General features: G+C 43.8%; 22 protein-coding genes. 4 read left to right on the top strand and 18 right to left on the bottom strand.

The window, feature by feature from the left end; all coding sequences use genetic code 11:
* Nucleotides 1-272: 272 nt before the first annotated feature.
* From fni to H6F77_RS00665, 5 genes are all read right to left on the bottom strand, one after another.
* The gene (fni, locus tag H6F77_RS00685; protein ID WP_190484260.1) at nucleotides 273-1,322 is read right to left on the bottom strand and encodes a type 2 isopentenyl-diphosphate Delta-isomerase; all 1,050 of its coding nucleotides are present in this window, start codon (nucleotides 1,320-1,322) and stop codon (nucleotides 273-275) included.
* Between the two features lie 74 nt (nucleotides 1,323-1,396).
* Entirely contained in the window at nucleotides 1,397-1,957 is a 561-nt protein-coding gene (gene pyrR / locus H6F77_RS00680; protein WP_190484257.1) for a bifunctional pyr operon transcriptional regulator/uracil phosphoribosyltransferase PyrR, read from the bottom strand.
* A 237-nt stretch (nucleotides 1,958-2,194) separates the two neighbouring features.
* Nucleotides 2,195-3,199 (bottom strand): adenosylcobinamide-phosphate synthase CbiB, encoded by a 1,005-nt coding sequence (cbiB, locus tag H6F77_RS00675; RefSeq protein WP_242021798.1) that lies wholly within the window; start codon nucleotides 3,197-3,199, stop codon nucleotides 2,195-2,197.
* 120 nt (nucleotides 3,200-3,319) lie between these two features.
* Nucleotides 3,320-3,712 (bottom strand): GFA family protein, encoded by a 393-nt coding sequence (locus H6F77_RS00670; protein WP_190484254.1) that lies wholly within the window; start codon nucleotides 3,710-3,712, stop codon nucleotides 3,320-3,322.
* Nucleotides 3,713-3,770: 58 nt separating this feature from the next.
* Nucleotides 3,771-4,214: an Rrf2 family transcriptional regulator gene (locus tag H6F77_RS00665; protein ID WP_190484252.1), complete on the bottom strand. Its 444-nt coding sequence runs from the start codon at nucleotides 4,212-4,214 to the stop codon at nucleotides 3,771-3,773.
* 1,096 nt (nucleotides 4,215-5,310) lie between these two features.
* Here H6F77_RS00665 and H6F77_RS00660 point away from each other — a divergent pair.
* Nucleotides 5,311-5,721 (top strand): AbrB/MazE/SpoVT family DNA-binding domain-containing protein, encoded by a 411-nt coding sequence (locus tag H6F77_RS00660; RefSeq protein WP_190484249.1) that lies wholly within the window; start codon nucleotides 5,311-5,313, stop codon nucleotides 5,719-5,721.
* A gap of 348 nt (nucleotides 5,722-6,069) precedes the next feature.
* On the opposite strand, the gene H6F77_RS00655 is transcribed toward H6F77_RS00660, so the two are convergent.
* The 7 genes from H6F77_RS00655 to H6F77_RS00625 form a co-directional block, all read right to left on the bottom strand.
* The gene (locus tag H6F77_RS00655) at nucleotides 6,070-7,974 is read right to left on the bottom strand and encodes a chloride channel protein (RefSeq protein ID WP_190484247.1); all 1,905 of its coding nucleotides are present in this window, start codon (nucleotides 7,972-7,974) and stop codon (nucleotides 6,070-6,072) included.
* Between the two features lie 358 nt (nucleotides 7,975-8,332).
* Entirely contained in the window at nucleotides 8,333-9,910 is a 1,578-nt protein-coding gene (locus H6F77_RS00650; protein ID WP_190484244.1) for a PAS domain-containing sensor histidine kinase, read from the bottom strand.
* Nucleotides 9,911-10,091: 181 nt separating this feature from the next.
* Nucleotides 10,092-12,449, bottom strand: coding sequence for an adenylate/guanylate cyclase domain-containing protein (locus H6F77_RS00645; RefSeq protein WP_190484241.1), 2,358 nt, complete (start codon nucleotides 12,447-12,449; stop codon nucleotides 10,092-10,094).
* Nucleotides 12,446-12,979, bottom strand: a complete 534-nt coding sequence (locus H6F77_RS00640; protein ID WP_190484239.1) for a Rab family GTPase — start codon at nucleotides 12,977-12,979, stop codon at nucleotides 12,446-12,448. The genes H6F77_RS00645 and H6F77_RS00640 overlap by 4 nt, the downstream gene beginning before the upstream one ends.
* 5 nt (nucleotides 12,980-12,984) lie before the next feature.
* Nucleotides 12,985-15,501 carry an OmpA family protein gene (locus H6F77_RS00635; protein ID WP_190484236.1) on the bottom strand — a complete coding sequence of 839 codons (2,517 nt, stop codon included), beginning with the start codon at nucleotides 15,499-15,501 and terminating at the stop codon, nucleotides 12,985-12,987.
* Between the two features lie 128 nt (nucleotides 15,502-15,629).
* Entirely contained in the window at nucleotides 15,630-16,223 is a 594-nt protein-coding gene (locus H6F77_RS00630) for a hypothetical protein (protein WP_190484233.1), read from the bottom strand.
* Between the two features lie 274 nt (nucleotides 16,224-16,497).
* A complete protein-coding gene (locus tag H6F77_RS00625; RefSeq protein ID WP_190484229.1) occupies nucleotides 16,498-18,141 on the bottom strand; it encodes an ArnT family glycosyltransferase in 1,644 nt (547 codons plus the stop codon).
* Between the two features lie 312 nt (nucleotides 18,142-18,453).
* Here H6F77_RS00625 and H6F77_RS00620 point away from each other — a divergent pair, with 312 nt between their 5' ends.
* The gene (locus H6F77_RS00620; RefSeq protein ID WP_190484225.1) at nucleotides 18,454-19,974 is read left to right on the top strand and encodes a hypothetical protein; all 1,521 of its coding nucleotides are present in this window, start codon (nucleotides 18,454-18,456) and stop codon (nucleotides 19,972-19,974) included.
* Nucleotides 19,975-20,049: 75 nt separating this feature from the next.
* On the opposite strand, the gene H6F77_RS00615 is transcribed toward H6F77_RS00620, so the two are convergent.
* Nucleotides 20,050-21,501: a 1-acyl-sn-glycerol-3-phosphate acyltransferase gene (locus H6F77_RS00615; RefSeq protein WP_190484222.1), complete on the bottom strand. Its 1,452-nt coding sequence runs from the start codon at nucleotides 21,499-21,501 to the stop codon at nucleotides 20,050-20,052.
* Nucleotides 21,502-21,593: 92 nt separating this feature from the next.
* On the opposite strand from H6F77_RS00615, the gene H6F77_RS00610 reads away from it, so the two are divergent.
* Complete coding sequence (locus tag H6F77_RS00610) at nucleotides 21,594-22,895, top strand: sensor histidine kinase (RefSeq protein ID WP_190484219.1); 1,302 nt, start codon at nucleotides 21,594-21,596, stop codon at nucleotides 22,893-22,895.
* Nucleotides 22,896-22,900: 5 nt separating this feature from the next.
* Here the strand turns inward: H6F77_RS00610 and H6F77_RS00605 are convergent, their stop codons facing one another.
* Together H6F77_RS00605 and H6F77_RS00600 are read right to left on the bottom strand one after the other, a co-directional pair.
* Nucleotides 22,901-24,175, bottom strand: a complete 1,275-nt coding sequence (locus H6F77_RS00605) for a recombinase family protein (RefSeq protein ID WP_190484218.1) — start codon at nucleotides 24,173-24,175, stop codon at nucleotides 22,901-22,903.
* Nucleotides 24,176-24,246: 71 nt separating this feature from the next.
* Nucleotides 24,247-24,609 (bottom strand): VOC family protein, encoded by a 363-nt coding sequence (locus H6F77_RS00600; RefSeq protein ID WP_190484215.1) that lies wholly within the window; start codon nucleotides 24,607-24,609, stop codon nucleotides 24,247-24,249.
* Between the two features lie 85 nt (nucleotides 24,610-24,694).
* Between H6F77_RS00600 and fabG the strand changes: the two genes are divergently transcribed.
* The gene (fabG, locus tag H6F77_RS00595) at nucleotides 24,695-25,390 is read left to right on the top strand and encodes a 3-oxoacyl-ACP reductase FabG (RefSeq protein ID WP_190484212.1); all 696 of its coding nucleotides are present in this window, start codon (nucleotides 24,695-24,697) and stop codon (nucleotides 25,388-25,390) included.
* Nucleotides 25,391-25,488: 98 nt separating this feature from the next.
* Here fabG and H6F77_RS00590 read toward each other — a convergent pair whose 3' ends face one another.
* The 3 genes from H6F77_RS00590 to H6F77_RS00580 form a co-directional block, all read right to left on the bottom strand.
* Entirely contained in the window at nucleotides 25,489-25,707 is a 219-nt protein-coding gene (locus H6F77_RS00590) for a VOC family protein (protein WP_242021797.1), read from the bottom strand.
* Nucleotides 25,708-25,742: 35 nt separating this feature from the next.
* On the bottom strand, nucleotides 25,743-26,441 hold the full coding sequence (locus H6F77_RS00585) for a pirin family protein (RefSeq protein ID WP_190484210.1): 699 nt from the start codon (nucleotides 26,439-26,441) through the stop codon (nucleotides 25,743-25,745).
* 98 nt (nucleotides 26,442-26,539) lie between these two features.
* On the bottom strand, nucleotides 26,540-26,776 hold the full coding sequence (locus H6F77_RS00580; RefSeq protein ID WP_190484208.1) for a CDGSH iron-sulfur domain-containing protein: 237 nt from the start codon (nucleotides 26,774-26,776) through the stop codon (nucleotides 26,540-26,542).
* Between the last annotated feature and the right edge of the window lie 61 nt (nucleotides 26,777-26,837).

Genomic DNA, 26,837 nt, shown 5'->3' with positions numbered 1-26,837 from the left:
CTTGCCCTTGTGTAGAGTTGTGAGTTCTGAGTAAAAAATAAAGAATTATCAGGAACTCAGAGCCATCCCCCGCTCAACCTTAACTATACGAGTCGGCTGGCTAACGCAGACAAGCGCTAAGACGAGGCAGGCACTTACAGCCAAAGTTTTCGCAGGCCAATTGGCGTACAAGATTTTAGAGGAACCTAATTTAACTCAACACACCACACTCAATTTAGTTGTGTTGGGAGGAAACCCCCCAACATCGGTTGGTTTTTACTCAGAACTTTTTTCTATCCTAATCGCTGTAGGGCGTTTGAATGTTTTAGCGCGGAGATATTGGCGTTGCCCGTACAGAATAGGACTGTGGAGATTTCGGCAAATAATACGTCAACCAATTCGTGCAGGGCGGCTTCTGATTCAACGGCTGCTTGGAGAAACGGCCATGCGAGTCCTGCTATATCTGCTCCCAGCGCGATCGCTTTTGCCACTTCTAACCCATTACGCAATCCCCCAGAAGCAATTAAGGGTAGTTCGGGGGCAACTGTTCTAATGCTGCTAATGCACTCGGCTGTTGGCAAACCCCAATCGGCAAATGTTATTCCCAACCGCCTCTGCATTGCGTCGTTTGCCCGCTCGCTTTCTACTTTAGCCCACGAAGTTCCTCCAGCGCCAGCAACGTCAATTGCTGCCACACCAGCATCGATTAACTTTTGCGCGATCGCCGCGTTAATTCCGTTCCCCACTTCTTTGGCAATTACTGGCACTGGCAATTTGCTACATAACATAGCTATTTTGTCAATTAAACCTCTGAAGTTGGTATCGCCATTGGGTTGAATGCACTCTTGCAGGGGATTGATATGCAAAATTAGAGCATCTGCCTCTAGCGAATCAACAGCCCTTCTGCACTCATCAATGCCATATTTATAGTTGAGTTGCACAGCGCCGAGGTTAGCAAATAATAGGATATCGGGGGCGATCGCTCTTACCGCAAACGTATCTGCAACCTGGGGATTCTCTATAGCCACCCGTTGAGAACCAACCCCCATCGCAATCTTGTATTGCTGCGCCACCCCAGCCAGACGATAATTTATCATCCTAGCCAATTCCGTTCCCCCCGTCATTGAAGAAATCAGAAGCGGCGCACCCAAATATTTACCCAGAAACTGAGTTGATATATCGACTTCGCTACGGTTAAGTTCTGGCAAACAACAGTGAGTAAACCGATAACGTTCCAAGCCATTCGCAGTCGAGTGAAATTGCACGTCCTCATTCAGGCAAATCCTGATGTGGTCTGCCTTGCGGGTCTGGGTTTCTGCCGAGTAGCTTAAAGGTTTGTTCACATTTAATCTTGCTGACAACTATAGAATTTTGCAGCTTGTTCGCCTATCGCTGTCAAGCCGCAAAGAATCTTAAGTTACGAGGTTTGGGTTTCTATGGGCCTCGCGATCAACTCTACCGCATCTCGCCCATCGAGATCTTGAACATAAACTTTAACCTGCTCTTCCTTAGCAGTTGGCAGTTTCTTGCCGATAAAGTCTGGGTGAATGGGTACCTCGCGATAACCTCTCCTATCCACTAGAACAGCTAACCAAATCCGCTGCGGTCTGCCATAGTCGTTGAGTGCATTCATAGCGGCTCGAATCGTGCGACCCTTGTAGATCACATCATCCACCATGACTACAGTCTTGTCTGTGAGGTCGAAAGGAATCTCACTTTTACCAGGTGTACGCATACCAATCTGGTCTAGGTCATCTCGGTAGAAGGTAATATCTATCGCCCCTACGGGGACTTCGACTTGTTCGAGTGCTTCTATCTGACGAGCCAACAATTGGGCTAAGGTTACGCCTCTAGTGCGAATGCCGACAAGCGCCAATTTAGACAAGTCTCGCGATTTTTCTACTATTTGCGAGGCTAGACGATTTATGGTGCGACGGATTTCGTCGGCAGAGAGGATTTCGACGACGTTTGGCGGCATAGTTTTAGAATGGTAGCTTCTAGGGAGAATCGTATTGGTGCGATCGCCATCCCTAACCCACCTAGATAACGATTTAAATTGCCTTAATTTTATCAGCTATTTAGTTGACAAAAATTCTTTACAAAGCTCCAAATCAGTCATCGTCTAGCTTGATATGTGCCTTAAGCACACAATGGTATAAATTTACACCAAGATATTTATATAGAAGCTTTATCTATATATAAATATCTTGCAGGCTTAGAAAGATAAGTGGACAAAGGCTAAAGGCAGTTGGTGGTCGAAGAAGGTAGAGGCGATCGCCAAACCCAGCCAAATTAGAAACGCATACCGAGTTAGTTGCAAAGCTTGGAGAATTGTCTCCTTGGTAATGGGGTGGAGATCGTCTCCTAGAAGTGGTTTGTGTTTGGCGACGCCGCGATAGTAATTAATTCCCCCCACTTGAACGCCGAGAACAGCAGCATATGCACACTCACTCCACCCGGAGTTAGGGCTGGGGTCTTTAATTGCATCCCGCTGACACATACTCCAAATATGCAAAGGTTTACGAGCAAGAAGCGCTAGGGTAATTACAGTTAAGCGACAGGGAACCCAAGTAAAAATATCGTCCTGCTTCGCACTGAACCAACCCAAATCGGTGTATGGTGCTTCGCGGTAGCCAACCATTGAATCGAGGGTACTGGCAGCTTTATAGGCAAGTGCTAGAGGAACGCAACCAACACCAGGAATAGCGGCACCGACTAGAGAATAAAAAAGCGGTGCCATTACTGCATCTGTTGCGTTTTCTGTCACTGTTTCTAGGACGGCACGATATATTTCAGACTGAGATAAATTTTCTGTGTCTCGTCCAACGTATTGGCTTAATTTGGTACGGGCTGCAACAATATCGCCAGTGTTGTCGTGATTCAATACATCTTCGGCTGCTGCTCTTAAACTTCTGCCTGCAAAACAACTGGCTAGGAGAATGATTTCTACGGTAATTCCTAAGAGGGGATGAACGCAGTTAGCAGCTTGAACGATTAACCAACCCGCGATCGCGCTGCCTATTACAAGAGTTATTCCTAGAAGAATACCAGCGCAGCGGAGTACCACCTTATTTTTGCAATATTTAAAAGTAAATTTACTGAATTGAGAGATTATCCAGCCCATGACCCGGACTGGATGAGGCCAACCCCAAGGATCGCCGATCAGGTAATCTAATACGGCAGCTAGAAATAATATCGTTTGCGGTTGATTGGTCATCATTAAGGCTGATGGGAGAATAGAGAGTGTCGAGTTTGTAAAGGCGTCGATTTATCGCGTCTTGAGCGGAGCCGGAGACGCTCCGCCTCCGGTTTTGAGTTACTCTTCTCCATTCCCCATTCTTTAAGATTCCCGATTTCTGAGAAGGTGGATATTTTGTTCCCAGTTAGCGCCGTCGAAGGGAACTAGGCGAAATCGAGAGAGGGCGTCGCCATCTAAACAGCGGACGTTGACATCGAAGCAATCAGGATGCGATCGCGGTCGATAAAACGGATGAATTCCACAATGGCGACAAAAAGTATGTTTAGCAACGCCTGTATTAAAGGTATATGTAGTTAGATCCTCAGCCCCACTGAGCAATGTAAAACTTTCGGGGGGCACTATTAGGTGTAAGAAGCCCTTCTTACTACATATAGAGCAGTTACAATCATCTGCTTCGTGTTTGTCAACAACGACACGAAAGCGAACCTTGCCGCAGTGACACCCCCCTTCGTAGGTACTTTGTTGTTCATGCATGTGCAATTATTATGAATTTTTGGCTAATTAGCATAGTACCTCTTGACTTTTGACTACTCTAAATAATAAAGCTGGTTTCTTGCCCCTGTGAGGCTTGCCAACTGCGAGCATCATAGTATAGGTCTGCAAGAGAAATACTATACAATGCTTCCTTAAGTTTTTGGTGGAGTCGATGCCATAAAGTAAATGTCACCCAGTCTTCTGCTTGAGTAGCATCTGGTTCGTGACGGGGGAGAGGTTCAACAGTTTCGCCGACAGCTTCTAAGATTTGTCCGAGAGAAATTTGGGCGGGTTTGCGTGCTAGTTGATAACCCCCCTGCGCTCCTCTAACCGAGCGGACTAAACCAGCTCGACGCATCTCAATCAGTAGTTTTTCTAGATAGGGTGCTGGAAGCTCTTGGCGGTGCGCGATCGCTTTAACTGAAGTCGGGCCATATCCCGGCTGTAGGCTCAGATCCAGCAACGCTTTTACACTATAGTGCCCCTTGGTCGTTAACTTCATATTTGCTAAAAATCCCCCGCACCATTAACCCAACACCTAATATCATCTTGTGCGGTTGGGTGTGGTCTAAAAAGGAAAAACTTATTTTTAACTGACATTTTGTATTGCACGCTGTTGTTTACCACGTCATCTGTCTTATGTCATGGAGTTATAGCTCAATCACTAATGATATGTGGTATCGCCAACGTCTGAATTTTGCTTGTTAATGTTTCTCCCCTCTGCTCGCCCGGATAAATAAGTTTGTTTACAATACTTGGGCTGAACGTGACGCGAGGGGTAATTAACCAAAAACCATACAATCTATCGGTACGACGATTTGAGTTTAACCGAGATCAACGAGAGCGGTGCTACGACTTTAGACTGAAAAGAGTGGTACTTAGGAGGCATACCGTTCAAAGATACGGAGAGGCGATTTATTTTTTTTGAGTGCGATCGCAAGAGCAACTTCTAGCCGACTGATTAAGCAGTTGTTTACAAGCACGCTGACATTTATCGAGAATTATGAAGACTGATAAAAAAGATGGTATCTTTAACAGATATAGCCAACTTAGTTGACATTATCCGTGTAAAATAAATTGCTGTGCTGATATAAAGCTAGGGTTTGTTAGCCCTGCGACAGGGCAGCGGGGACATCAACACTGGATATTACTTGATTCCTTAGTTTTAGATTCAAGTTGTTCAACGACCCGAAAACTGCCGACTCCGGTTGTGTGAGGGGATGGCATAAACCCAGCGTTGCATTGCTCGTGGAACCTTCCTAGATGCTATCTACTTCCGCTTAGCTCTATAGCTTACCGGAGTATCTACAACTCCGTTGTTGGAGCTGGCAGATAAGATACCGTTTCCGGAATGAGGGACTAGAGTAAGGCTGTTAGCGAAGCAGCTGGTTAGCCCTTGTATGAGGGTAAAAAATCCCGGATTGGAATGCCAATTTTGGGCTATCATGCTTGCTTCTTAAAGGCGGTCGGCTCCGTTCCGCCAATCAGTAACATTCTCTAAAACGGGCATCGATTTGTGTGAGGGAAGCGGTAAGCCCATGTCCGCTTTCCTTCCCAACCAAAAACAGCTAGTATTGGATATCCAGCGGTAAACTTAGATGACTAAAACCAAGAAAAAGATTGACCCTCTTACGGGTGAAACGCTGATTAAGAAAGTTAAAGAGCTGGGGAATTCCAGCAAAGAAGAAAAGGCGAGAGCCTGTGGCTACTACACCATTACTAAAAATGGTGTGGAGCGCGTCAATATGATGAAGTTCCTCAATGCGCTCATCGATGCTGAGGGCATTGAGTTAGACAGCAAATCAAACGGTAACGGACGCGGTGGACGCAGTGCAAGCTACCGCATTAGCGTACAGTCCAATGGCAATTTGCTGATTGGCTCTGCTTATACCAAACAGATGGGTCTGAAGTCAGGAGATGAGTTTGAAATCTCTTTGGGAAGAAAGCACATTCATCTGAAACAACTTGACGCTGACGACGAAGTGGAATCAGAAGCAGAAGCCTCCTAAACTTTGGGGCTAGGGGCGTCACACAATAGGCTCAAAATTGACAATACTACCGCTATAACCAGAACAAGTTATGGCGGTATATTTGTGGTTAATGAGGTGCTTTGCCTTGAACGATAGTCCGCATTCAGGCTAAAAGTTATCTCAAGTCTATCTATATCAGTTCCCGTAAAGGTAAGAAGCCTGAAACGGTTATAGGGTCATGGATCATCAGTTTATGCTGACGATCCATGACCCTATTAATAATTGGGTATAAAGCTGCTAGTGCAAACTTTCAGAAGCATGAAGAACAGATGATTCAGCGTGACAAGTGAATAATTTGTACTTCATGCTTGAGAGATATCCCACGTTTCAAGCAGTTTGTTTGAGTGGCGGGATAGAAATTGCATTGGGCAGGGGGGGCAAGGGGAGATGACGAAGCAGTGCCTTGCGCGTCAGCGCCACACTACAAACAGTGGCAATGTGTTCCTGTTCGAGGACACCTAACACAACTTGGGGATTATCGCGTTCAACTACGGGTAGCTGGTGGAGACCGCGTGCTGCCATACGGTCTAGAGCGTCAGCCAAAGGTTCGTCAGGGTTAGCATAAAGTAATTCAGTAGTGCAAATATCAGCAAGGGGCATTGCAGCAAGATTGGCAGTTGCTAAGTCAGTTTCGGCACGCGCGATCGCTCGATTGATATCTTGTAAAGTAACAATACCAATAATGCGATCGCCATCATCAACCACCAACGCACTGCGAGACTGACTGCTAGTTAATGCCAAACCCGCTTCTATCACAGGCAGCAAACCGCTTAACACCGGAGACTGTTGGTGCATCGCTTCTGCCACTGATATTTCTTGCAGAATTTCCCTATTCTGATCTTTCTCAACATTAATTCCCATCTGTTGTAAGTTCTGACTTTTGGCAGGGGTGAACTTAAGTCGCTCCACTAGCCAAATGCTCAGACCAACCGCCGCCATTAGAGGCAAAACAATGCGGTAGTCCCGCGTCAGCTCAAACATTAACAAAATCGCCGTTAGAGGTGCGCGGGCACTTCCAGCCAAAACAGCCGCCATCCCTACCATCGCGTAAGCGGGCGGTGCAGCAATATTTACGCTCCCTATAGGTATTATTGCCGCCAAAATTTTTCCGTAAGCAGTGCCTAGCGTTGCACCCAGAAACATCGCCGGAGCAAATATGCCGCCCACTAAGCCGCTACCCAAACTAATCGCCGTCATCACCAGCTTGACAACCAGAAGGGACACTATTACCGCCAAAGAAAAGTGAACATCCTGAAGTATGGCTTCTACTGTTTCGTAGCCAATGCCCAGGATTTGCGGCCACTGCAATGCTGCCAAACCCACGCACAGTCCCCCAATAACTGGCTGAATCGGTCGGGGTATGCTTCCCAACCACCCCAAGCCCGGAACCTGACCCCGAAAGCAACGCCGCGCCAGAGCGATGGATTGAGTGTAGGTGAGGGATACAAGGCTTGCCAACACCCCTAAGATTAAGTACAGGGGTAATTCCACTAAGGGGCTGCGGACTTCATATACTGGGAGCGTAAAAGCTGGTTGGGCACCCAATCCAATCTGAGCAATCAAAGACGCCACAACCGCTGCTAGCAACACAACACTAACCGCTGAAGTTGCAAAGGTAGTTCCCAATACTACCTCTAGGGCAAAAAAGACCCCAGCAATCGGGGCATTAAACCCAGCAGCCAAACCAGCAGCAGCACCCGCGCCCAAAAGTAACTGCTGTCGCTCTCTAGAGACTTGCAGCACTTGACCCAATAGCATCCCAAAATTTGCGCCAATTTCGACGCTGGGGCCTTCTGGGCCTAACGATGCACCGGAGCCTAATGAAACGGCAGCGGCGACCATTTTAGTGACGGGACGCAGAGGTAATAATTTTTGTACGCCTTGAGTGGCGGCTATCAGGGAGGAAATGCTGGGGCCAAAGTCAGGCGAAGCAAGGCGCATTAAGCCAACAATTAGCCCTCCCACCGTGGGAACGCAGGCTAGAGTCCAAGCACCCCAGCCAAAAATTACCCCCATCAAATTTTCCAGCATTAAGCTGTGGATCGCGTGAATCAAATAGTGGAACGTGACCACGCCCATGCCCGTAGCGGTGCCAATTAATACCGCTAAGAGCAGAACGACAGTTTCTGGTGATGGTTCTAATCGGTTGAGAACGCTAGTTAGACTACGATCGGGAGAAGTAGGTGCTGGCTGTTCGGATACCAGTACGTTTGAGGAAGGAGTGGCGGTCATTGAGGGGCGGCGACAGAAAAATTAGAAAAAGCTTAATTTTTATTCACGATCATCATTGTGCTTGATCTACAAGGAACACGACAAGTGAGTAGTTACGCTTAGTTAGTATGGACATATGCTAACTTTCAGCTCTCCGTCGCTGGGAATAGACCATCGTGACCTCGAAGGTTCCGCCTTGCACTACTGCACCTTTGTCTTAGATGGGAGTTTGGTCGCGTTGAATGATGTTTGGCCCTAATATGAGCAAGTGGAGTTTGTTAAGGATGGTTTATCAGCGATCGCACTACGCTGTCAATCGCGATTTAACTTATTAATTTGTTCCTCGCGCTTGTTGGCGATCGCTAAATTTAATAGATTGCTAATCTTCAATATTAATTAGAGACCTGTTGTTCAAGGGAATCTTGACTGTAAAAGTAGTACCCACCCCAACTTCACTCGACACATCAATTGTGCCAGCGTGTAAATCTACACACTGCTTTACGATGGCTAATCCTAACCCTGTACCAGGAATTTTGCCTACGTTTTTCGCTCTATGGAAAGATTGAAACAGTTGTTTTTGGTCTGCGGGAGGGATACCGATACCTTCATCTTTAATCTGGAATATCGCCTCTCCATTGTGACTTGATAAATTAAAATATACATTGCCTCCTTGGGGTGAATATTTAACAGCATTAGAAAGCAAATTGGTGAGAATATGCCTTAGCAGCTTTTCATCCATTAAAGGCTGTTTTTTTTCATCCTCCACATTTATACCGCTGCTTTGTTCAAACTCAATAGATGGCGTGTGGTTAAAAATAAGTTTTTCTTTGCAGCCAGTAGAAATTTTTATTTGTTCTACCAAATCTCGACAAAATTTTACCAAATCTAGCGGTGCTAGTTCAAAGTCTAATCTGCCCGCTTCAGATTTGCCGATGAGCAGTACATCTTTTAATAATTGAGCCATCTGTCTAGCGGCTATCTGAATATAATTAATATATTCAGCTTTATCTTTTTTATTAGTTTGCTTACTATATATTTTCAGCAACTCAACCGACATTATTATTGTATTTATTGGGTTGCCAAACTCGTGCGATACCATTGATACAAAGCGGGATTTAAATTCGTTTAATTCCCTTTCTTTTGCCAAAGCTTGGAGGATTTCTGCCTGCGCTCGTTTGGCTAGAGTGATATCCCTACCGATATAAACATAGTTTGGCTCTCCCTCTATGTCACTCTCAATTGCTGAACAAGAAAACGCAACTGTAATTTGTTTACCACTTTTTGTATTACAAATAACCTCTACGTTTTTCAACGACTCAGCTTCTGAGAATGGAGGAGCTTGAGTCGCTTGTAATATAAAAATAGGATTGTCAATAATCATTAATATAGAACTTTTTATTAATTCCTCTTCGCTATATCCAAATAAATCTATTGCGGCTTGGTTTATTGTTTTAATATTTCCTTGGGTTGTTGTTACTAACAACGCATCTCCCATGGAAGAAATAATTTTATTAATATATTTTTCTGAAGAATTTACTCTACTTAATAATAGGTTCGCCTCGTTCGCACTTTGTATTAATTGTTGCTGCAACACCATTGTTTCTGTTACATCTTCAAAAAGCACAATCAATCGATTAATATATAATTTTTCATCTTTGCTTAGCAGTACATACATATTAATATATAAAGGAGGGTTTTGCTCTGAAGATCTAGCAATACCTTTTAAGTTAAAATTACTTAGCTTTCCTTGAAGTATGGCCTTAAAACTATCTTCAATTCCTACAATTTCCGGAAATGCAATGCGGACATCTTGGCCGGGTATTGCCATTTCGGGACGATCTGCAAATCGTTGTACTCCCAAGGAGGTGTCTATGATTTTTAAGCTATCGTCCAATGCCACATATTCTATGTGGCGTGGGGCTAAAAGTGCCAATAAGTGATTAAAAAGTTGATTCATAAATTTACCTCATATTTATCAAAATACGCCATATTTGTGAAATATAATTTTTTGTTCTAAAAAAAGTAGATGTTAGAAATTGATTGAAATTAAAGCTAATAAACTGGAGAAATAATTACAAAAAACATTTGAAACTTTATTAAAATTGAAATTAGTATCATAAATTTATATGGATTTTTTCTTAATTAGGTATTCTGCCAATTAGGAGATAAGTAGTCATTTTACCCTTGCCTTTAACTTGGATCGCGCCCCTTTCTTCAAATAAATATTGGTTTTGCAAGTGTTCGTATGTTGCTGTTGTAACCTGAATCCGATTTGGCAACCCATGTGATTCCATACGGCTAGCGACATTTACAGTGTCACCCCAAAGGTCATAAATAAATTTTTTCATACCAATTACACCTGCAACTACTGGGCCAGTATTGATACCAATACGGATGTTTAAAGATTTACCAGTTTCCTCGCGGAATTGAGCCATTATGTCTTGCATATCGAGTGCCATTTCGGCGATCGCAGCAGGGTGGTTTTCCATTGGCATTGGCAGCCCGCCCACCACCATATAAGCATCTCCGATGGTTTTTATTTTCTCTAACCCATGTTGTTCAGCGAGTTGGTCAAATTCGGAGAAAATTACATTCAGTATTTCAACCATTTCTGTGGGGGAAGTCCGAGCCGAAAGACTGGTAAAACCAACGAGATCGGCAAACATCACCGTCACTGAGGCAAAGTCATCCGCAATAGTTGTTTCATTTTGTTTCAGCCGATCTGCAATCGGAAGCGGCAAAATATTCAGCAACAGGCGTTCGGTTTGTTCCTGTTGATGACGCAGTGCTTCTTCTGCGGCGAGACGCTGAGTGATGTCCCGGAACATCGCCCTCGTGGCAATTGGCTGACCATCTATAAATTTACAATTGACGCTACCTTCAACGCAGATCTTTTGCCTATCTTTGGTAATAAATTCTGCTTTAACTCGATCGATTTTTTCTCCTAGCATCGCTCTATGGAAAATCGCCATACAGTCTGTTCTACAGTCTGGATGAATAATGTCTAACATATTCATCGTGGTGACTTCAGATTCGCTATATCCCAGCGTCTCTTTCCAAGCACGATTAACATACAAAAAATGGCCATCGGCAGCGACGGACTGAATTAGGTCGCTAGCGTTTTCAAACAAATCTCGATATCTTTCTTCGCTTTCTGCAAGGGCTGCCTCTGCGCGTTTGCGCTTGATAAACTGACCAACTTGGCTGCCAACAGCACTCATCATCTGGAGCAGTTCGTTATCGTTGTGCTGAACTTCCCGACTATAGAAAGTTATTACGCCCAAAACTTCATTATCACTCTGGATGGGAAACCCAAACGCCGCGTGCAATCCTGCTTTGGCAGCGATCGCCCTATGTCCGAAATTCCTATCGTTGGTGACATCGCTTATCCAGTATGGGGAACCGGACTGCCAAACGCGACCCGCCAACCCAACGCCTAATGCCAAGGAAGTTTCTCTGGCGATCGCGCTAAACTCTTGCATAGCAACCGATGGCCTAGACCAACTTTCGACACACCGTAGCGATTTTTGATTTTGGGCTGAGTTTTGCGTTCCCCCAGTCGCCTCCCCCCTTTCATCTTCCTCTGGCATCCAGAGTTCGCCTAAAGCCCATCCTAAACTTTCACAAATCGCTAGCAGTATTTTTGGTATTGCCTGCTTAATTGTTGCTGATTCTGAAAGGGCGCGGGCAGTAGCATACTGAGCTACCAAACGCTTTTGGTCGCGCTGGCGAGCCGTAACATCCCGACCTAAATATATATAATCTTGTAAATTGTCAATATCTGTTTGAATAACTGAGCAGGAAAATTCAACAGTCACCTTTTTTCCGCTTTTAGTCTGGCAAACTACTTCAACATCTTTTAAAGATTCCCCCGCCGATAACGGATACTGTTGAATTACTTGTATTAAAAAATCTCCGTCTTCGATAATCTTTGATATTGGCTGATTAATTAATTCTTGCTCTGCATAACCAAATACATTCTCAGCGGCTTGATTTACTCTTTTTATCTTTCCTGCCTTTGTAGTTACTATTAAGGCATCTGCAATAAAAGCAATAATTTTATCTATATAATCTTTAGAAGCTGATATCGTACTTAACAACAAACTTGTTTCATTTGATGCCTGTATTAACGTTTGCTCTAATATCAGTTTTTCCGTTACGTCTTCAAACAAAATTACCAGTTTGGACAGTAAATTTTGTTCCGGTTTTTCAATTGCATATAAATTAAAATATATAGTCTGATTATTATCTAACCCCCGCCCAATACCCTTTAACTCGAAACTATCCTGCCGCCCTTCACTTACCGCGATTAAGCTATCTTCAACTCCTATTAGTTCAGGAAAACTCAGGCGTATATCCTCCCCCACCATTAATTTATCGGGGGATTCGGCAAATCGTTGCACGTCCAATGATGTATCTTGGATGATTAACTCCGCATCAATTGTCAGATACGCCATGTTCGGCGGTATTAATAATTTGCTCAAAATGGAATTCATGCAGGTTTTATCATTCCATAAGATAAGTTTTGAAAAATGTCGTCAACTTGCGTACCTGTCTTTGCGGAAGTTTGATAAATGGATAATACTCGTTCGCGTTCTGAATTTGGTATCAAATTTTCTATTTTTTCCATTTTTTCTTCATCCACTAAGTCTGATTTATTTAATGCTAATATAACGACGGCTTTGGGATTTACAGAAAAGAACAAATTGATATGTTCTGGAATTCGCTCTATAGTTTCTTGACGGGTGACATCTGCCACTACTACGGCACCGCTGGCTCCCTGTAGATACGAAGGTGCGATACCCTTAAATTTTGTATGGCCTTCTAAGTCCCATATCAGCAATTGCACTCCTAACTTTTCCTGCTGTTTTACGTTTTCTAATTCAACGTTTTTGCGTGAAATTTTTACGCCTACGGTTGACAGATACCGATCGCTAAACTGGCGATCGACAAAGCGGCGAATCAGGCTGGTCTTACCTACGCCAAAGTCACCAATTAAACACATTTTTTTCGATATTCCAGACATAGCTGTTAACTTTTAGTACCTGTTTCTCTCACTTCAAATTCTACACATCTACTTAACCAAAGCGGTTGATTGGTATCGACATCGAGAGGGCGATTTGTCCTACCTTCAACTTGCAGTCGCGTATAATCAATGCCTTGACTTATTAAAGCATCGCGTACCATTTCCGCTCTCGCTATGGCAACTCGCTGATTTGTCAAAGAATTGCCGTTTATATCGCTATGGCCGACTATCGTGATATGTACTTCGGGATGGCTATTCAAAAACTCTTTAACCTGAATAAATTTACCTATATGTTCTGGTTTTAAATCAGAGGAACCCTCGTCGAAATAAATTCGAGTTTGAAGGTCTAATTGTCCCTGTTGCACAGTGTTAATTACAGAGCGAACCCCCGGAATTTGCTCAAAAGCCTGGTTAATTTTCGCCGCATCTTCCACCTGTCGCACTTTTCCCTCAACGGTAACTTTACCTGCTTCCATTTTGGCTGAAATGGCAACACCATCCATCTGATTCAGGATATATGTCACTCGTTGTACCTCAGAAGCTGCCACGACGGGATCGGCAGGTACTTCAACAGCTAAAATCTTATTATCTAACTTCAAAGATGGTTCGGCTAACGAGGCAATTTGTGCAGCTTTTTGGCGTAAATAATTATTTGGCACCCTTCCAGAAAGCGCTAGCATTCCGTCACGCGCATCGGCATCCAGACGATAAACTGAAAGCTCCGGGGCAGAGGCTAATGCTAAAGCCACCTTAGCCTCGATGCGGCTTTCAATCCAGCCACGATACTGATAAATTCCCCAAGGCACGCCAATTAAGCCTAAAATCGCCCAGGCAAGAATCAACAAGCTAGGAGGACCCTTATGCTTTTGCACCTTTGAAAAGGCGCCCATGAAAATTTGCAGGAGAAAATTTACCTGCTCTGGGATAGTTGAAGTATCTCCATCAAACGACTCGATGCTTTTACCATATTTGGCAATAATGGTAGTCAGCGTTCTTCGCATTTTTTTGATAAAAAGTCGGTTTGGTTGTCCTTGAACTACTACAGCTAGGTAAGAATAGCCCGCCACTTCCAACATAATCTTACAATTGCCATAGTCAATGGCATCAATTTCTGACACGCTGCCAGACTGAGTTATACAGTCATTAACAAAGCTCCGGATAGCTGTTAGCATTCCCGCTACCATTTCGGACTCTAGGCGCATGATTTCAGATGATTGCACTTCGGAAATCACCAAACCGGAAGCTTTGTGAATCAAGAAAATGGCTTGAATTGTAAGGGGCATTGCCTCCTTGAGTATCAGTTCTGCTTCTGAGGCTCCTTGCATTTTGGCGCGGATCTTGCGAGAGATACCCTCCACGCTCATGGCATTTTCGACTTTTTGATTAATTTCGCGCAGAGCTTCTGCCATATATTTGGCAATTGTACTGCCGATGACGGGGTAGAGGGCATCAACCATCGAGTCCCGCTCAACAGTAACCTGCTCCGTGATCGCTTTTCCCATTGTTGGGCCGATTGCTTTGGCGATTTCATCGGGAGAATCGTTGATCTGTCGAGAAATTGCTGTTGCAATCAGAGGTGCTAGAGCAGAACCCATTGCAAGTTTATCCTGCTCGGTTCTGGTATGAATCATTTGGTCGATGACGGGAGCGATCGCCTCGACAACTTCTTCCTTGGCTTCAGCAATACTACGAGTTAGAACAGCACCAATCAAAGGTAAAAGTAAATTAATTAACTCGGCAGGTTGATAAATCTTATGTTCAAGACTTGCAATTTTTTCTCTAAAGCTGATCATCAACTTTTTAGAATCTGCAAGTTCAGGAGTTAGCAAAAGATTTCGCAGACGATCGAGCGCTACTTCTGAATCATCATATTCTAGAGCGATCGCGTCTGAAATATCATCTAGAGTAGTATCTTTGGCTTGTTCATCATCTAGAGCGATCGCGCTTGAACTTGCAGTTTTTTTAGGAGCTTCTGCCTCATCTTCATCTAGAGCGATCGCGCTTGGGATCTTATTCTCCTTAGAAATTTCGGCTTGCTCATCTTGCAACTGTTGCGCTTCTAAATCTTTGGACAACTCCTCAAACACCCTGGCTGCATCGTTGTTGCGTTTGAGCGACTCAACTGGGGTTTCTTCAGTTTCTTTAACTACTTGTCCGTCCATCAGCAGATTTAGCAACCCATCCAGAGTTGCTGCTGGCCGAAGGGAATTCGTATCGCTTGAAGAGCCATTCCCATTCTGTTGCTGATTGCTGCTTTTTGGCGCTGGCTCTAACTCTTGCGTATCTTCCAAATATTGCGCTTCTGGCTCTTTTGACAAATCATCACCTACCCTTGCTGCTTCGTTGTTGCCGTTGAGCGACTCAACCGGGGTTTGTTCCGTTTGGTTTCTGAAGGACAAGTCAACCAGTAGATTCAGCAAGCCGTCAAGGGGTGCCACCGTTGCGGATTTCGGCTCAATTGAAGAGCCATTTTTATCCTCTGGCTGCTTTCTGTCGTGTGAGTTTTTTTTTGCTAAAGCCATGCTATCCTATCCCCCCTAGCTTCAATTAAGCAGGTATATCGGCACGGAGGGAACCCGTGTCGAACAACAATAAAGCACCTCTAACTAAAGTTTTTAGTTAGGGCGAAGAATTTTTGCTATATCTTCTTTTATTCTGGTAGAGGGACATCCGTATAACCATCGGTTTCGGCAGCTTCTTTCAGTTCGGGAACAAACTCAATTCCCTTAATCCTCATACCAACCTCAAAGAGAATTTCTGCCATATCGTCTCTGGAAACTTTAACATCTCTCAGCATTGAGAAACGTCTGTCGAGATCTTCAAAAATATTAGCTCGAAGAGTCCGCACATCTTCATGCAGCTTCTCTCTGGTTTGCGATAGTTCTTGCCGAATTGAGTTGGTCTGTTGATCGACTGTCTCATTCAATGTTTCAATGTTGGTTGAAAACTTTTTATTGACGCGCCCAATATTTTGTCTAAGTTCAGCGTTTTCATCCTGAACATTTACATTGAGAGTCTTAATTTTATTGTCTAGAGAATCAATTGATGAACGAAGTTCTGTAGCAAGAACATTTTTGACTTGATCGACGCGATCGCGCATTTCTTGCTGTAACAAAGACAAGTCCGACTCTATCTTATCGAACCTATTCGCATATTCTCGAAGCTGAGCGCCAAAAATAATATCACGAATTTGGTCTATATTTCCCAGCCTATCGCGCATTTCTTCTTTGGTAATTTCACCCATGACTAGACCTCTAATTTTCCATTTTAGTGTTTGAGAAAAGCAGTATTTTATACCTGCGATCGCCAGTCTATCATTCGCCAGCAATTAACAACTACCGACCTTACGACATACTTAACCTAAATTTCTCGTTTGGTTACAGTTAAGGGCTGATAAATTACAAGTGATTCGTATTCCGTGATTTCACTTAACCATTGTCTAAGAAACTTCCAGCTAGATTCTGCCTACAACGAGGTATTAAGTTGGATACTTATTGACCTCACTATAACATTGCTGTCTACTTAGGACTTAAGCCTCGCTTAATCAACTTCCAGGTAGTGGTTTTTGGGGTTGGAGTGCTGACAGTTGCCAGCTGTTTCACTCGCGCTAAACTCAGGTCGGCGAAAGTGTCTTGGTCAAGTAGTAAATAAGGGTCGCTATCTTTCTGCCAGCGTTGTTCTAATTGTTCGCGTGTCTCGGCTATAACCAAGCGATTGCTATAGAAATTCAGCGAAGGACGACCATACTCAAAGGACGTATATACCTTCTGACCTTCGGGGGTATGATTCTTAACCATTGCGGCAACGTCTTTAACAGGATAGGCTTCTGCTAACTCCCAAACCCAGTGTGGAGATATCATTAATAGCAGCAGAGAAATGTACGTGCCCCACAATAAAATCAAAATGAACTGCAAGTCTTTTTGAGCGACTAGAACCGCTGCTACTATCAGCGTTAGAGCAGCAGAAGCAAGTATCAACTGCAAATGCCAATCTACTGTAGGGCCGAGTCCTCCAAAGTAAAGACTGCCGCCAAAACCTAATAAACCCAGCAAGCCCAAAAATCTAGACCAAATGCGGGGATAAGATCTGCTGCTGGGCCAATGCCATACCTCTCCCAACTGGGCACCCGCAACTAAGGCCAACGCTGGGTAGACTGGCAAAACGTACCAGGGTAGTTTCGTTACCATCACCGAAACGACAACAAGGTAGACGCTACTCCAGACTAAAACTAATTTTGCCCAACCAAGATTGCGATTGTCCCATGCCAGCCGAAACCCTTGTGGCAAGAACAGCAACCAAGGCCATGCATACTTTACAAGTTCCAGCAGGTAATACCAGGGTGGCCCCTTGTGGTTTTCGACAGGCGTCCAAATCCGCAGCAGAGATTGGTCGAAGACGCCAGTGTTGACGAAGTTTTTACCGTAGTGCAGTATTTGAGCTGCATACCAAGCGGCGACAGGCGCACTACCAAGCAGCAGGCCAAGCCAAACATACCAAGAAGTGAGCAATCTGGGGGTATCCCAGCTCAGAAACAACAGGGCGATCGCTCCTAGCAATAATCCCATCATGCCTTTGGTCAGGCAAATCAGCCCAAACCCCATTCCCGCACCCAATGCCCAGCGCATATCGCGACGACTGCGTAACACGCACCACATCATAAACACGCTAAAGCACAGCACCGCCCCATCTAGCATTGCCAAACGCCCAACGCGCACGACGGGCAACAGCGTCAGGTAAATCAAAGCCGAGAAAATCGCCGTTGTCCGCGAAGCAAAGATTTCCCGACCAATTCCATATAGCAGGGGGACGGAGACAGCAGTCAAAATCGCCGATGGCAAGCGCGTCGTCAACTCAGAAACACCGCCAACTGAGTATGCAGCCGCTATCAGCAGATGCATTAACGGTGGCTTGTTGTGATAAGCTTCACCACCCAGCGTTGGGTAAAGCCACTTCAAAGAGTTTCCAGATGCCTGCCAAATCTCGCGGGCAACCCCGGCAACTGTTGCCTCATCCCAATCCCTCAACGGCAGGTCGCCCAGATTAATCCCAAACAGCACGCCAGCCGCCAGCAGCAATCCCAACACCCACAGCGCCTCAATCCAGAGGTCGCGGGGGCGAATCCGGCTCTTGGGATTACCCCCAGTAAAAGTTCGATGGTACATCTTAGATAAAAATGCTCTTCACTTCTAGATAATGTACATAGCGCAGCGAAAAAGTGCCCGCAATACACCCAACTCTTCAGAATCTCAGCTCAATCCGCTGCTAGTTGTAAATTCCAGCAAATTTTTAACAATCAGTTGCAATTTCTCTTAAAATTTACATTTAGCTACATCATGAACGTGCAGATTTTAACTTTGTTTAAGTTATTTATAAATAACCAGTGTCTATATTAACATAAGTTTTTGTTACCCAAAAGGCGCATTTACAATGGATTTTGGGAAACAAAGAGCCTAGTTTTAGTGGAAGTAAATTAGATGAATATCCCTTTCGTCTTAGATGTAGCAATAGGCTTAATTTTTATCTATTTAATTTTAAGTTTGCTTGCCTCCGAAATCCAAGAACTGCTCGCCACACTTCTCCAGTGGAGAGCTAAACATCTAAAAATATCTATAGAAGAACTTTTAGCTGGCGGTAGTGGAAATGTGCCAGACGAAGAATTAATTAAGGTTAGGGAGTTAGCCAACGAACTGTATAGCGCTCCATTGATTAATAGTTTAAACCACGAAGCCAGAGGCCCCCTAGTAGATTTATTGCGAAGCCTTACTAAATATATAGATCTTTTCTACCGGAAAATATATTGTTTATTTACTAAAAGTGCAGCCCCTATTTTTGGAAATCGCAATAGCGCCCCTTCTTACATAAACTCTGAAACATTTGCGATAAGTCTAATTGAAGCTTTAAAAATTCCTGAGTTAATTGAACAAGCAACTATTTTAAATTTAGGAAGATTTCAAGAAGACATAGTGGGACAAATAGACTGTTTTTTTACTCCCCTTTTAAATGATACGAATTTAGACGAAGGCGTTCGGTTGCATTTAGCTGAGGAAATTAATGAACTTAGAAACAAATTTCAGGGTATTTGCGACGATTTTACAAATAATAAAGTTAGTTTGACTTATAGCATTAAGCGGATGGAGGAAAAGATAGATAAATATATCGAAAACAGCCAAGGTTTTCTTCCAGAAGGTGAAAAACACAAAAATTTTATTGAGAGGGTGAAATATTTAAGAAAAAATACTTTTAGTAACGCAAAGGAGGCAATATTATTGGCAGGATTGCAACCAAGTTTGACTAAAGTATTAGAGGATTATGGAGATATTATTAAAGCAGTCCGAGAGCGGGGAAGTTCCAATTATCAAAGAATTCAAAAAACCTACGGGCAAGTAGAAAATATTATTGAGTATAAATTAGTTGAAAAGTTACCGGATTCGGTGATAAATAATTTATCAGTGTTGGCGAAACGTTCTATAACAAAAATTGACGATATAGAGAATGGGATAAATCAATTCCAAAAGGAAATTGAGACATGGTTTGACCGCTCAATGGAGAGAGCAAGCGGTGTTTATAAACGGAATTCTAAAGGAGTAGCACTTTTAATTGGTTTAGCGATCGCTGGTTTTACCAATGCCGATACATTTCATATAGTCAGCAGACTGTCGAAAAATTCTGAACTGCGAAGCGCGATCGCGGAAAGTGCCATTCAGGTAGCAAAAGAACCCCAAGACATCGCAACTATAAAAAACCAAGTTAATCAACAATTAGAAGATGTCTCCCTACCGCTTGGCTGGAGTTCGGCTAACTTACGCCAACAGGAAGACGAAAGCAAACGCTGGCAACTTTATGGAGTGAATTTTGGATATTTTAAACGTCCTGTAGGTTGGATTTTGAGCGCTATAGCCCTAGCTATGGGTGCGCCTTTTTGGTTCGATTTGCTCAATAAATTTGTCAACGTGCGTAACACTGGTAAAAAGCCGGAATCCTCCGACAACGCTTAGATTGCGTTTGTTGTAGCCCTCGTTCCCAGTCCGAGACTGGGAGCGAAAAATAAGCGATTTAGACAATAATTAGTATTAAGAAATCATATTTTGTAAGGCAACTTGAAGGTCGTGAGTAAGATCGGCAACAGATTGTTTAGCGCCTCGGCGACTGGCTTGATAGGTTTCCCATCGGTCTGAAACTGATAAAGGTTCCCCTACAGTCATCTGTACCCATTGCTTGCCCAAACTAGGACGACGAAAGGGGCTTCCACCCTTAATTCGTGCCATTACGTCCCACATTAGTAAGGTTGTTTCAGCAAAGCGTTCTGCTGTAGTTTTTTCCCAAACATAAGCGCCTGTAACTGCTACGAAACTTTCTACCAATCGCATATGCCACATTCGCAGACTAGCTTCTTCTGCAATGCGATCCGCCAGTCCTCGTTCTAGAGGTGAGAGTGCTTCAATGTTCTTTAGATCTTCTCGATAAATATAATCCCAACCTGCTTGTTCCAGGCGGCGACAGCGATCTATTAGGCTACCTTTGGGCTGAAGATTAAAATACTCCTCTGCCACCCGTAATGCTGTGTCTAGTAACGCTTGGAGGCGAGCAGAAAATTCGGCATTGGAAGTAGGCAGAGGCAAGGGCGATCGCAGAATATTTTCTTCTAGTACGGTATCAGCAGGAGCTACTTTTGTTGTTGTTGTATTCGGTAAAGTTTGATGATAAAAACGGGTATAAAAGTCCTCCATTAAAGTTAGAAAGTGTTCCGCTAAACGATATAACCGCGTGTAAAGAGATTTGTTCGCTTCTTTTCCAGGAGGAATTTCTTCTGGCTCATGAGTTACAGGCAAACCGCAAGCTGTTTCTAATTCCCTCAAAAGCTTTTCTATGGCTTTCCAAGGAGCCTCGAAATAACGATATTGAATCCCTACTGGCAGAATAAAAACTTTTTCCGAGCGTCCAGCTTTAAGCAAATCTTCAACACACCAGAACCCCATTTGAGCAATGCCAGGTTCTAAAGGGCTGACAATTTCATTGTGACCATTTGTTGCACCTTCTGGGGCTGCTGCCATTGGCAAGGTACCATTAGCAAATAGTTCGCGAACCGAGCGCAGTCCCATGCGATCTACCTTGCCGCGAAGGATTGGGGTTCCGCCCATACGGGGATATAGCCAGGTTATCCACGAACCAGCCCAAAGAGGAATGCCGCGATCGTAAATAAAGTGGGCATGAATTGGGTGTTTAAGTGATAAATTATGTTGTCGCGCTACTTTGGGTACGGTGTGAGAAAGCAAATGTAACATACACAACGGATCGTCAACGGCGGGATGGCGAAATGCCATTAAAAAGCGTATTTTACCTTCTTGGAACTGGCGATACATATCTACTAGGGTTTCTACATTGTCCGCTTTAATGTCAGTTATAGATGTTTGCGATCGCAACCAAAAAGGCAATATCATTTGAGCGCCCCGCAGTACTAGCGGGTTAAAATTTGGTGGAATAAATTCTAGCGGTGGTTGGACGTGAACAATTGGATTAGACAATGTTTTTCTCCTAGATAAATTACGGGAAATTACTGATGAAGTCTTCTAAATACTAAGCAATAATATCGGACAACGAGGCGCTCTTCATATAAATGATAAATTCTTCTTTTTTGGTAATTGCTCATTCTTTACCTTCTTCTAACCTTGAAGTTATAGCCGGAGCTGCTAATCTTTGTATATCTTTCTGTTATTTTGCGATTTCTACACTACTCGCTCAAGGCTTATGGGATAACCGTAAAGATAGCGTAGATTTGTTGGTGCTTGTTACATCAGGCATCTTTTTTAGCTGCGGTCTAGGTCATACAGCGCACGGAATTGGGATGATTGGTCTAGCAGACACGACACTCTGGCAGGTTTGCTTTGATGGGATGACGATGATTCCAGCGATCGCTTTCTTGAGTTTACGGAAAAAATACAGCTTGTTAGTTCGCTTTAGTCAAATTCTCAAGTCTAAAGCAGACCTAGAGCAACGCAATGTGACACTTGAAGGAAAGGTCGAACAACGCACCCACGAATTACAAGAACAAAATCAGCGCCTTAACGAAGCCTTAGCACAAGCAAATCGGATGCAGATGCAGCTAGTGCAGTCAGAAAAAATGTCAATGCTGGGTCAAATGGTGTCAGGAATATCTCATGAAATCAATAACCCTATTAATTTTATATATGGCAACTTACCCCACGTTGAAGAGTATGTACAGGATATTGTAAAAGCTGTACAAGTGTATCAGGGCTGTTGTCCATCCGAAACTGCACGCGAACATTCCGAAGAAATCGATCTTGATTTTGTTCTTGAAGATTTGCCCCGTGTGGTTGATTCTATGAAACTAGGTGCAGAAAGAATTAGAGAACTTGTCCTCACTTTGCGTAACTTCTATCGCTTGGACGAAGCGCAAATGAAAGCAGCAGACTTGCATGCAGGAATTGATAGTACCCTAGTGCTGCTGAACAACCGCCATAACAAAAAGATTGAAATTGTCCGTTATTTCGGGAATATACCCAATGTAGAGTGCCATATCAATCAAGTGAATCAGGTGTTTATGAACCTGATATCTAATGCAATTGAGGCATTATTAGATCTACCTATACAGAATAAAAAAATTGAGATTGCAACTCATTTAGTAGGAAAGGATAAGGTAGTAGTCAGTATTTCCGACAATGGTTGTGGGATACCTCTAGAAGTTCAACAACACTTATTTGAACCTTTATTTACTACAAAACCAATAGGCGTCGGTACAGGTTTAGGGCTATCAATTTGCCATCAAATTGTAACTGAAACTCATGGAGGCCAGATTGTATGCTTTTCAGCTCCCACAGAAGGCACGACGTTTGTTGTAGAATTGCCGCTTGCTCAAAATAATCCGGTAAAAGCGAGGGAAGTTGCGATCGCACTTTAATACACCTAAAAAATAAAAAATAATTGCAACTGCCACATCTCATCATTACGCCTAATCTCAATCGCACGAATAAACTCTCGAAAATAGAAGCGTCGCTCCGATTCTGACAAATCTTTCCAAAATTGGGTAATTGATACAGCTTGGGCAATTTCGCGTAAATTAACTGGCGGCATTTGAGAAAGTTGCGCTTGCAGTTGGGAAAGTTCTGTGCGTAATTTGTAGGCGCGTAGTTCCGCCGTCTCTGCATCCAAAACACCATTAACAGTTAGAACTGGCAACTGAGTTAAAATATCTTGCTTCTTAAGAATTTCCTCGGTAATATTGCCCTTAATTCCATCCATATTGGGTAGATTCATCCCAGCCACCGCGCGGGGTAAATCTTCGCAAATTCTTTGAATAGTTTGCTCTAATATTTGCTCGTAAGAAATAGCTTTACACTTAGGTTGTTTGATGCAATTAGTTGGGCGCAGATAAAGATATTCTTGCTCTTTGCGACGGGCTGTGACGCGGGTTATAGTCATAGGCGACTGACACTCAGCGCAGATAACCAAGCCAGCCAGAGAACGAGGGGCGCTGGCGGTGCGGGGTGCGAGGCGGCGGTTGCGACGCAGGAGGCGGTCTATTTGCGCGGCTTCTTCTTTGGAAATGATGGCGACATGGGTATCTGCAAGCACCGTGCCATTTTGATAAGCCGTATCGCCTCGATAGACTGGGTTAGTCAGCCAGCGTTGCCCGGTAGATGCTGAAATTTTCTTGTTGTATTTCTTTTCCAGGTAGCGCACCGCGCCGCGCAGGGAACCATAAAGCAGGAATTGTTCAAAAAAATCCTTGACAACTGGGGCAGCGCTGCGGTCGATAATATAGCGTTCTTTACCTCGTCGATAACCGTAAGGCGGCTTGCCAGGAGGAGGCGAGGCTTTAAGGCGATTGCGGGCGTGTCCTTGGCGGATGCGACGACTGCGCTGGCTGCGTTGGATTTGCGAGAAGAGTTTGAGCAAATCGGCTTGGGGCGATCGCGACTCTGTAGCAATTAGCTGGATGCCTAGAGATTCCAGTTTCGTGAGGCGATCGCACACTTCCTCTACCGAGTCTCCCAATTCTTCCAACCGCCGAATTAATAGATAATCAACTCGTTCATTAGAGCAATCTGCTAATAATTGCCCCAATTGTTGACGCCCTCCCAAATCTTGATAAACCGCGTCCACCTCCCAACCCCAAACATCTGGGGAAGGTGCCGATTCTAATAGAGGGTCGCTATACAAATAAGCAATAATTTTCATTTTTCATTTGTCATTGGCAACAAACAAGCATACCAAGGACAAAGGACAAAGAAGGACGTTGCACAAAAAGCTCATACTTCGTTCAATTCGATGATATTGCCATCGGGGTCTTGGGTGAATAAAGCAGCGCGACCAGAAGCGCTCATTTGTATGGGGAAATTGTGAGTTAGCAATTGATTTTTTGCAGCTTCCAAGTTATCAACTGAAAATGCTAAATGTCGGTTGCGTCCTAACTTTTGTGCGTCTACCAGATCGGATGGTATAGAGTCTGCGACAATTAGGTGGATCTGGAACGAGCCGACTTGGTACCACGCACCAGGAAATTTAAGCGATCGCTCTACTTTGGGTAATCCTATTACAGCGCCGTAGAAGTGTTCTGCTCGATCCAAATCAGAAACCAGAATAGCTGCATGAAGACATTGGGTGATTTGCATTGCCGATCCAATGAGATTGACTTGATTAGATTATCCCTCTGATGCCAGTCTATTTGAAGATAATATTCAACAGGAGATAAAATCAATGAAAGGCAAGCGAGTTTTACTGACAGGCGGTACTGGTGGGCTTGGTTTGGGCGTCACCCCAGCCGTTCTAGCTCAAGGTGCAGAAGTCACCATTCCTTATCACACTTCTCTACAAGTAGAACGCCTCAAGGCTTTTGTGTCACCAGAGGATTTTGATCGTATTCAGTTTATCCCTGCTAATCTTACGGATGAAGGTTCGGTACAGAATGCGATCGCCCGCATGGAAAGAGTGGATGTATTAATTCATCTCGTGGGTGGTTTTGCCATGGGTAACACTCACGAGTATAGTTTCTCAGATTGGAAACGCGACTTTGACTTAAATTTAAATACGACTTTTTTAGTTTGCAAACATAGCCTAAAAAAAATGTTAGAAAATGGCTACGGGCGCATTGTCACCGTCGGTTCGCGTGGCGCTGTGGAACCAACAGGACAGTTAGCCGCTTACTGTGCTTCTAAAGCTGGCGTTGTGGCGTTAACGCAGGCGATCGCTGACGAAACTAAAGGCACTAATATTACAGCTAATGTCGTTCTACCCAGCATAATTGACACCCCTACCAATCGTGAATCAATGGGTGCAGAAAATGCATCCAAGTGGGTACAACCTGAATCTCTAGCACAAGTGATTTGCTTCCTAGCCTCAGAAGCCGCTAAAGATGTGCGAGGTGCTGCTATTCCCGTTTATGGAAATATTTAGTAGTAAGGTGGGCAATGCCCACCTTACTATTTAATTACTAATTGCCAATTCTTCCGCGCCATAACGCTGCATTTCATCTTGCAACTTTAGCGGCGCAACTACTGCCCGATCTTCAAATTCTCCCCAGTATTTTCGGGGAATTTGCCAGGTAATTTCAAACTCCATCCCATCTGGATCTTGAGCATAGATTGATTTGCTGGCTCCATGGTCGCTAGCACCCCGGAAATAACCGCAAAAACTGATTTATAGAAATCAACTGAACGATTTAACTCGCGCACGTAAAGAACCGCATGGTTAAGACCAGTAACCGGAATCATGGTTTAGCCTCCTTGAAGGATAAAATATTTGACGATTACGCCAAATCAAATAACAAAATTTCTGCGGCTTCTTTTGCTTCCATAACCAGATTACTTTCGTCGCTTACTGCTGCACCATCACCAGTGTGAAGCACCACATCATTTAGAGTAATTTGGCCTTGGATAACTTGCACCCAAGCATGACGATTAGGGACGATCGCGCTGTCAATTTTTTGCCCAGCTTCTAGCTTTGTAGCGTAGAGATTAACATCTTGATTGATGCTAACAGAGCCATCTCTACCATCTTGGGAAACAATCAGGCGCAATTTCCCGTGCTTTTCCTCATCGGAATACATTTTCTGATCGTATCTAGGTTGCAATCCTTTTCCATTTGGTAGAATCCAAATTTGCAGAAAATGCACCGTATCGCTTTCAGAATGATTATATTCGCTGTGAGTAACACCTGTACCAGCGCTCATAATTTGTACCTCACCAGGACGAATTATGGAACTGTTACCCATGCTATCTTTATGCTCCAAAGCACCTTCTAGCACGTAGGAAATGATTTCCATATCCCTGTGAGAGTGCGCCCCAAAACCATTACCCTCTTTCACTCTGTCTTCGTTAATCACTCGCAGATCTCTAAATCCCATGTGAGCGGTATCGTAATAGTTAGCGAATGAAAATGTATGGTAGGAATTAAGCCAGCCATGATTAGCATGGCCTCTATCTTCAGATTTTCGTAGTGTAATCATTGTTTCTCCTATTGATATAGTTTTAGGTTTAATGCAGCGAGATATTAGTCTTCGTCTTAACCGTTTCCAAGCAATAGCCCGCGAACGAGTTTGTTTCCTTACAAATTGATATGCGCTCCGTCACAGAAAGGTGCATTGCTTGTATGTTTGCATTGACATAAAGCAACTTTTTTAGTTTCCTCAAGGGTGAACTTTAAAGGAGTAAATCCACTATCTTTATGAGAACCATCGCAGTAAGGCGCATTTGCAGATTGTCCGCAACTACACCAATAGTAAGTACCAGCTTCTAGTTCCAAAACAACAGGTTTATTGTCTGCAATAATTGGTGGATTCATCTTTATACTCCTGGTTTTTCTGTTGGCTGTTATTTTTGTATATTTCTACTTTAGAAAGTCA

The organism is Microcoleus sp. FACHB-831 (assembly GCF_014695585.1).
Taxonomy (GTDB): domain Bacteria; phylum Cyanobacteriota; class Cyanobacteriia; order Cyanobacteriales; family FACHB-T130; genus FACHB-831.
Note: the sequence above shows the minus strand (reverse complement) of the source record. Positions and strands in the feature narration are given on the sequence as shown.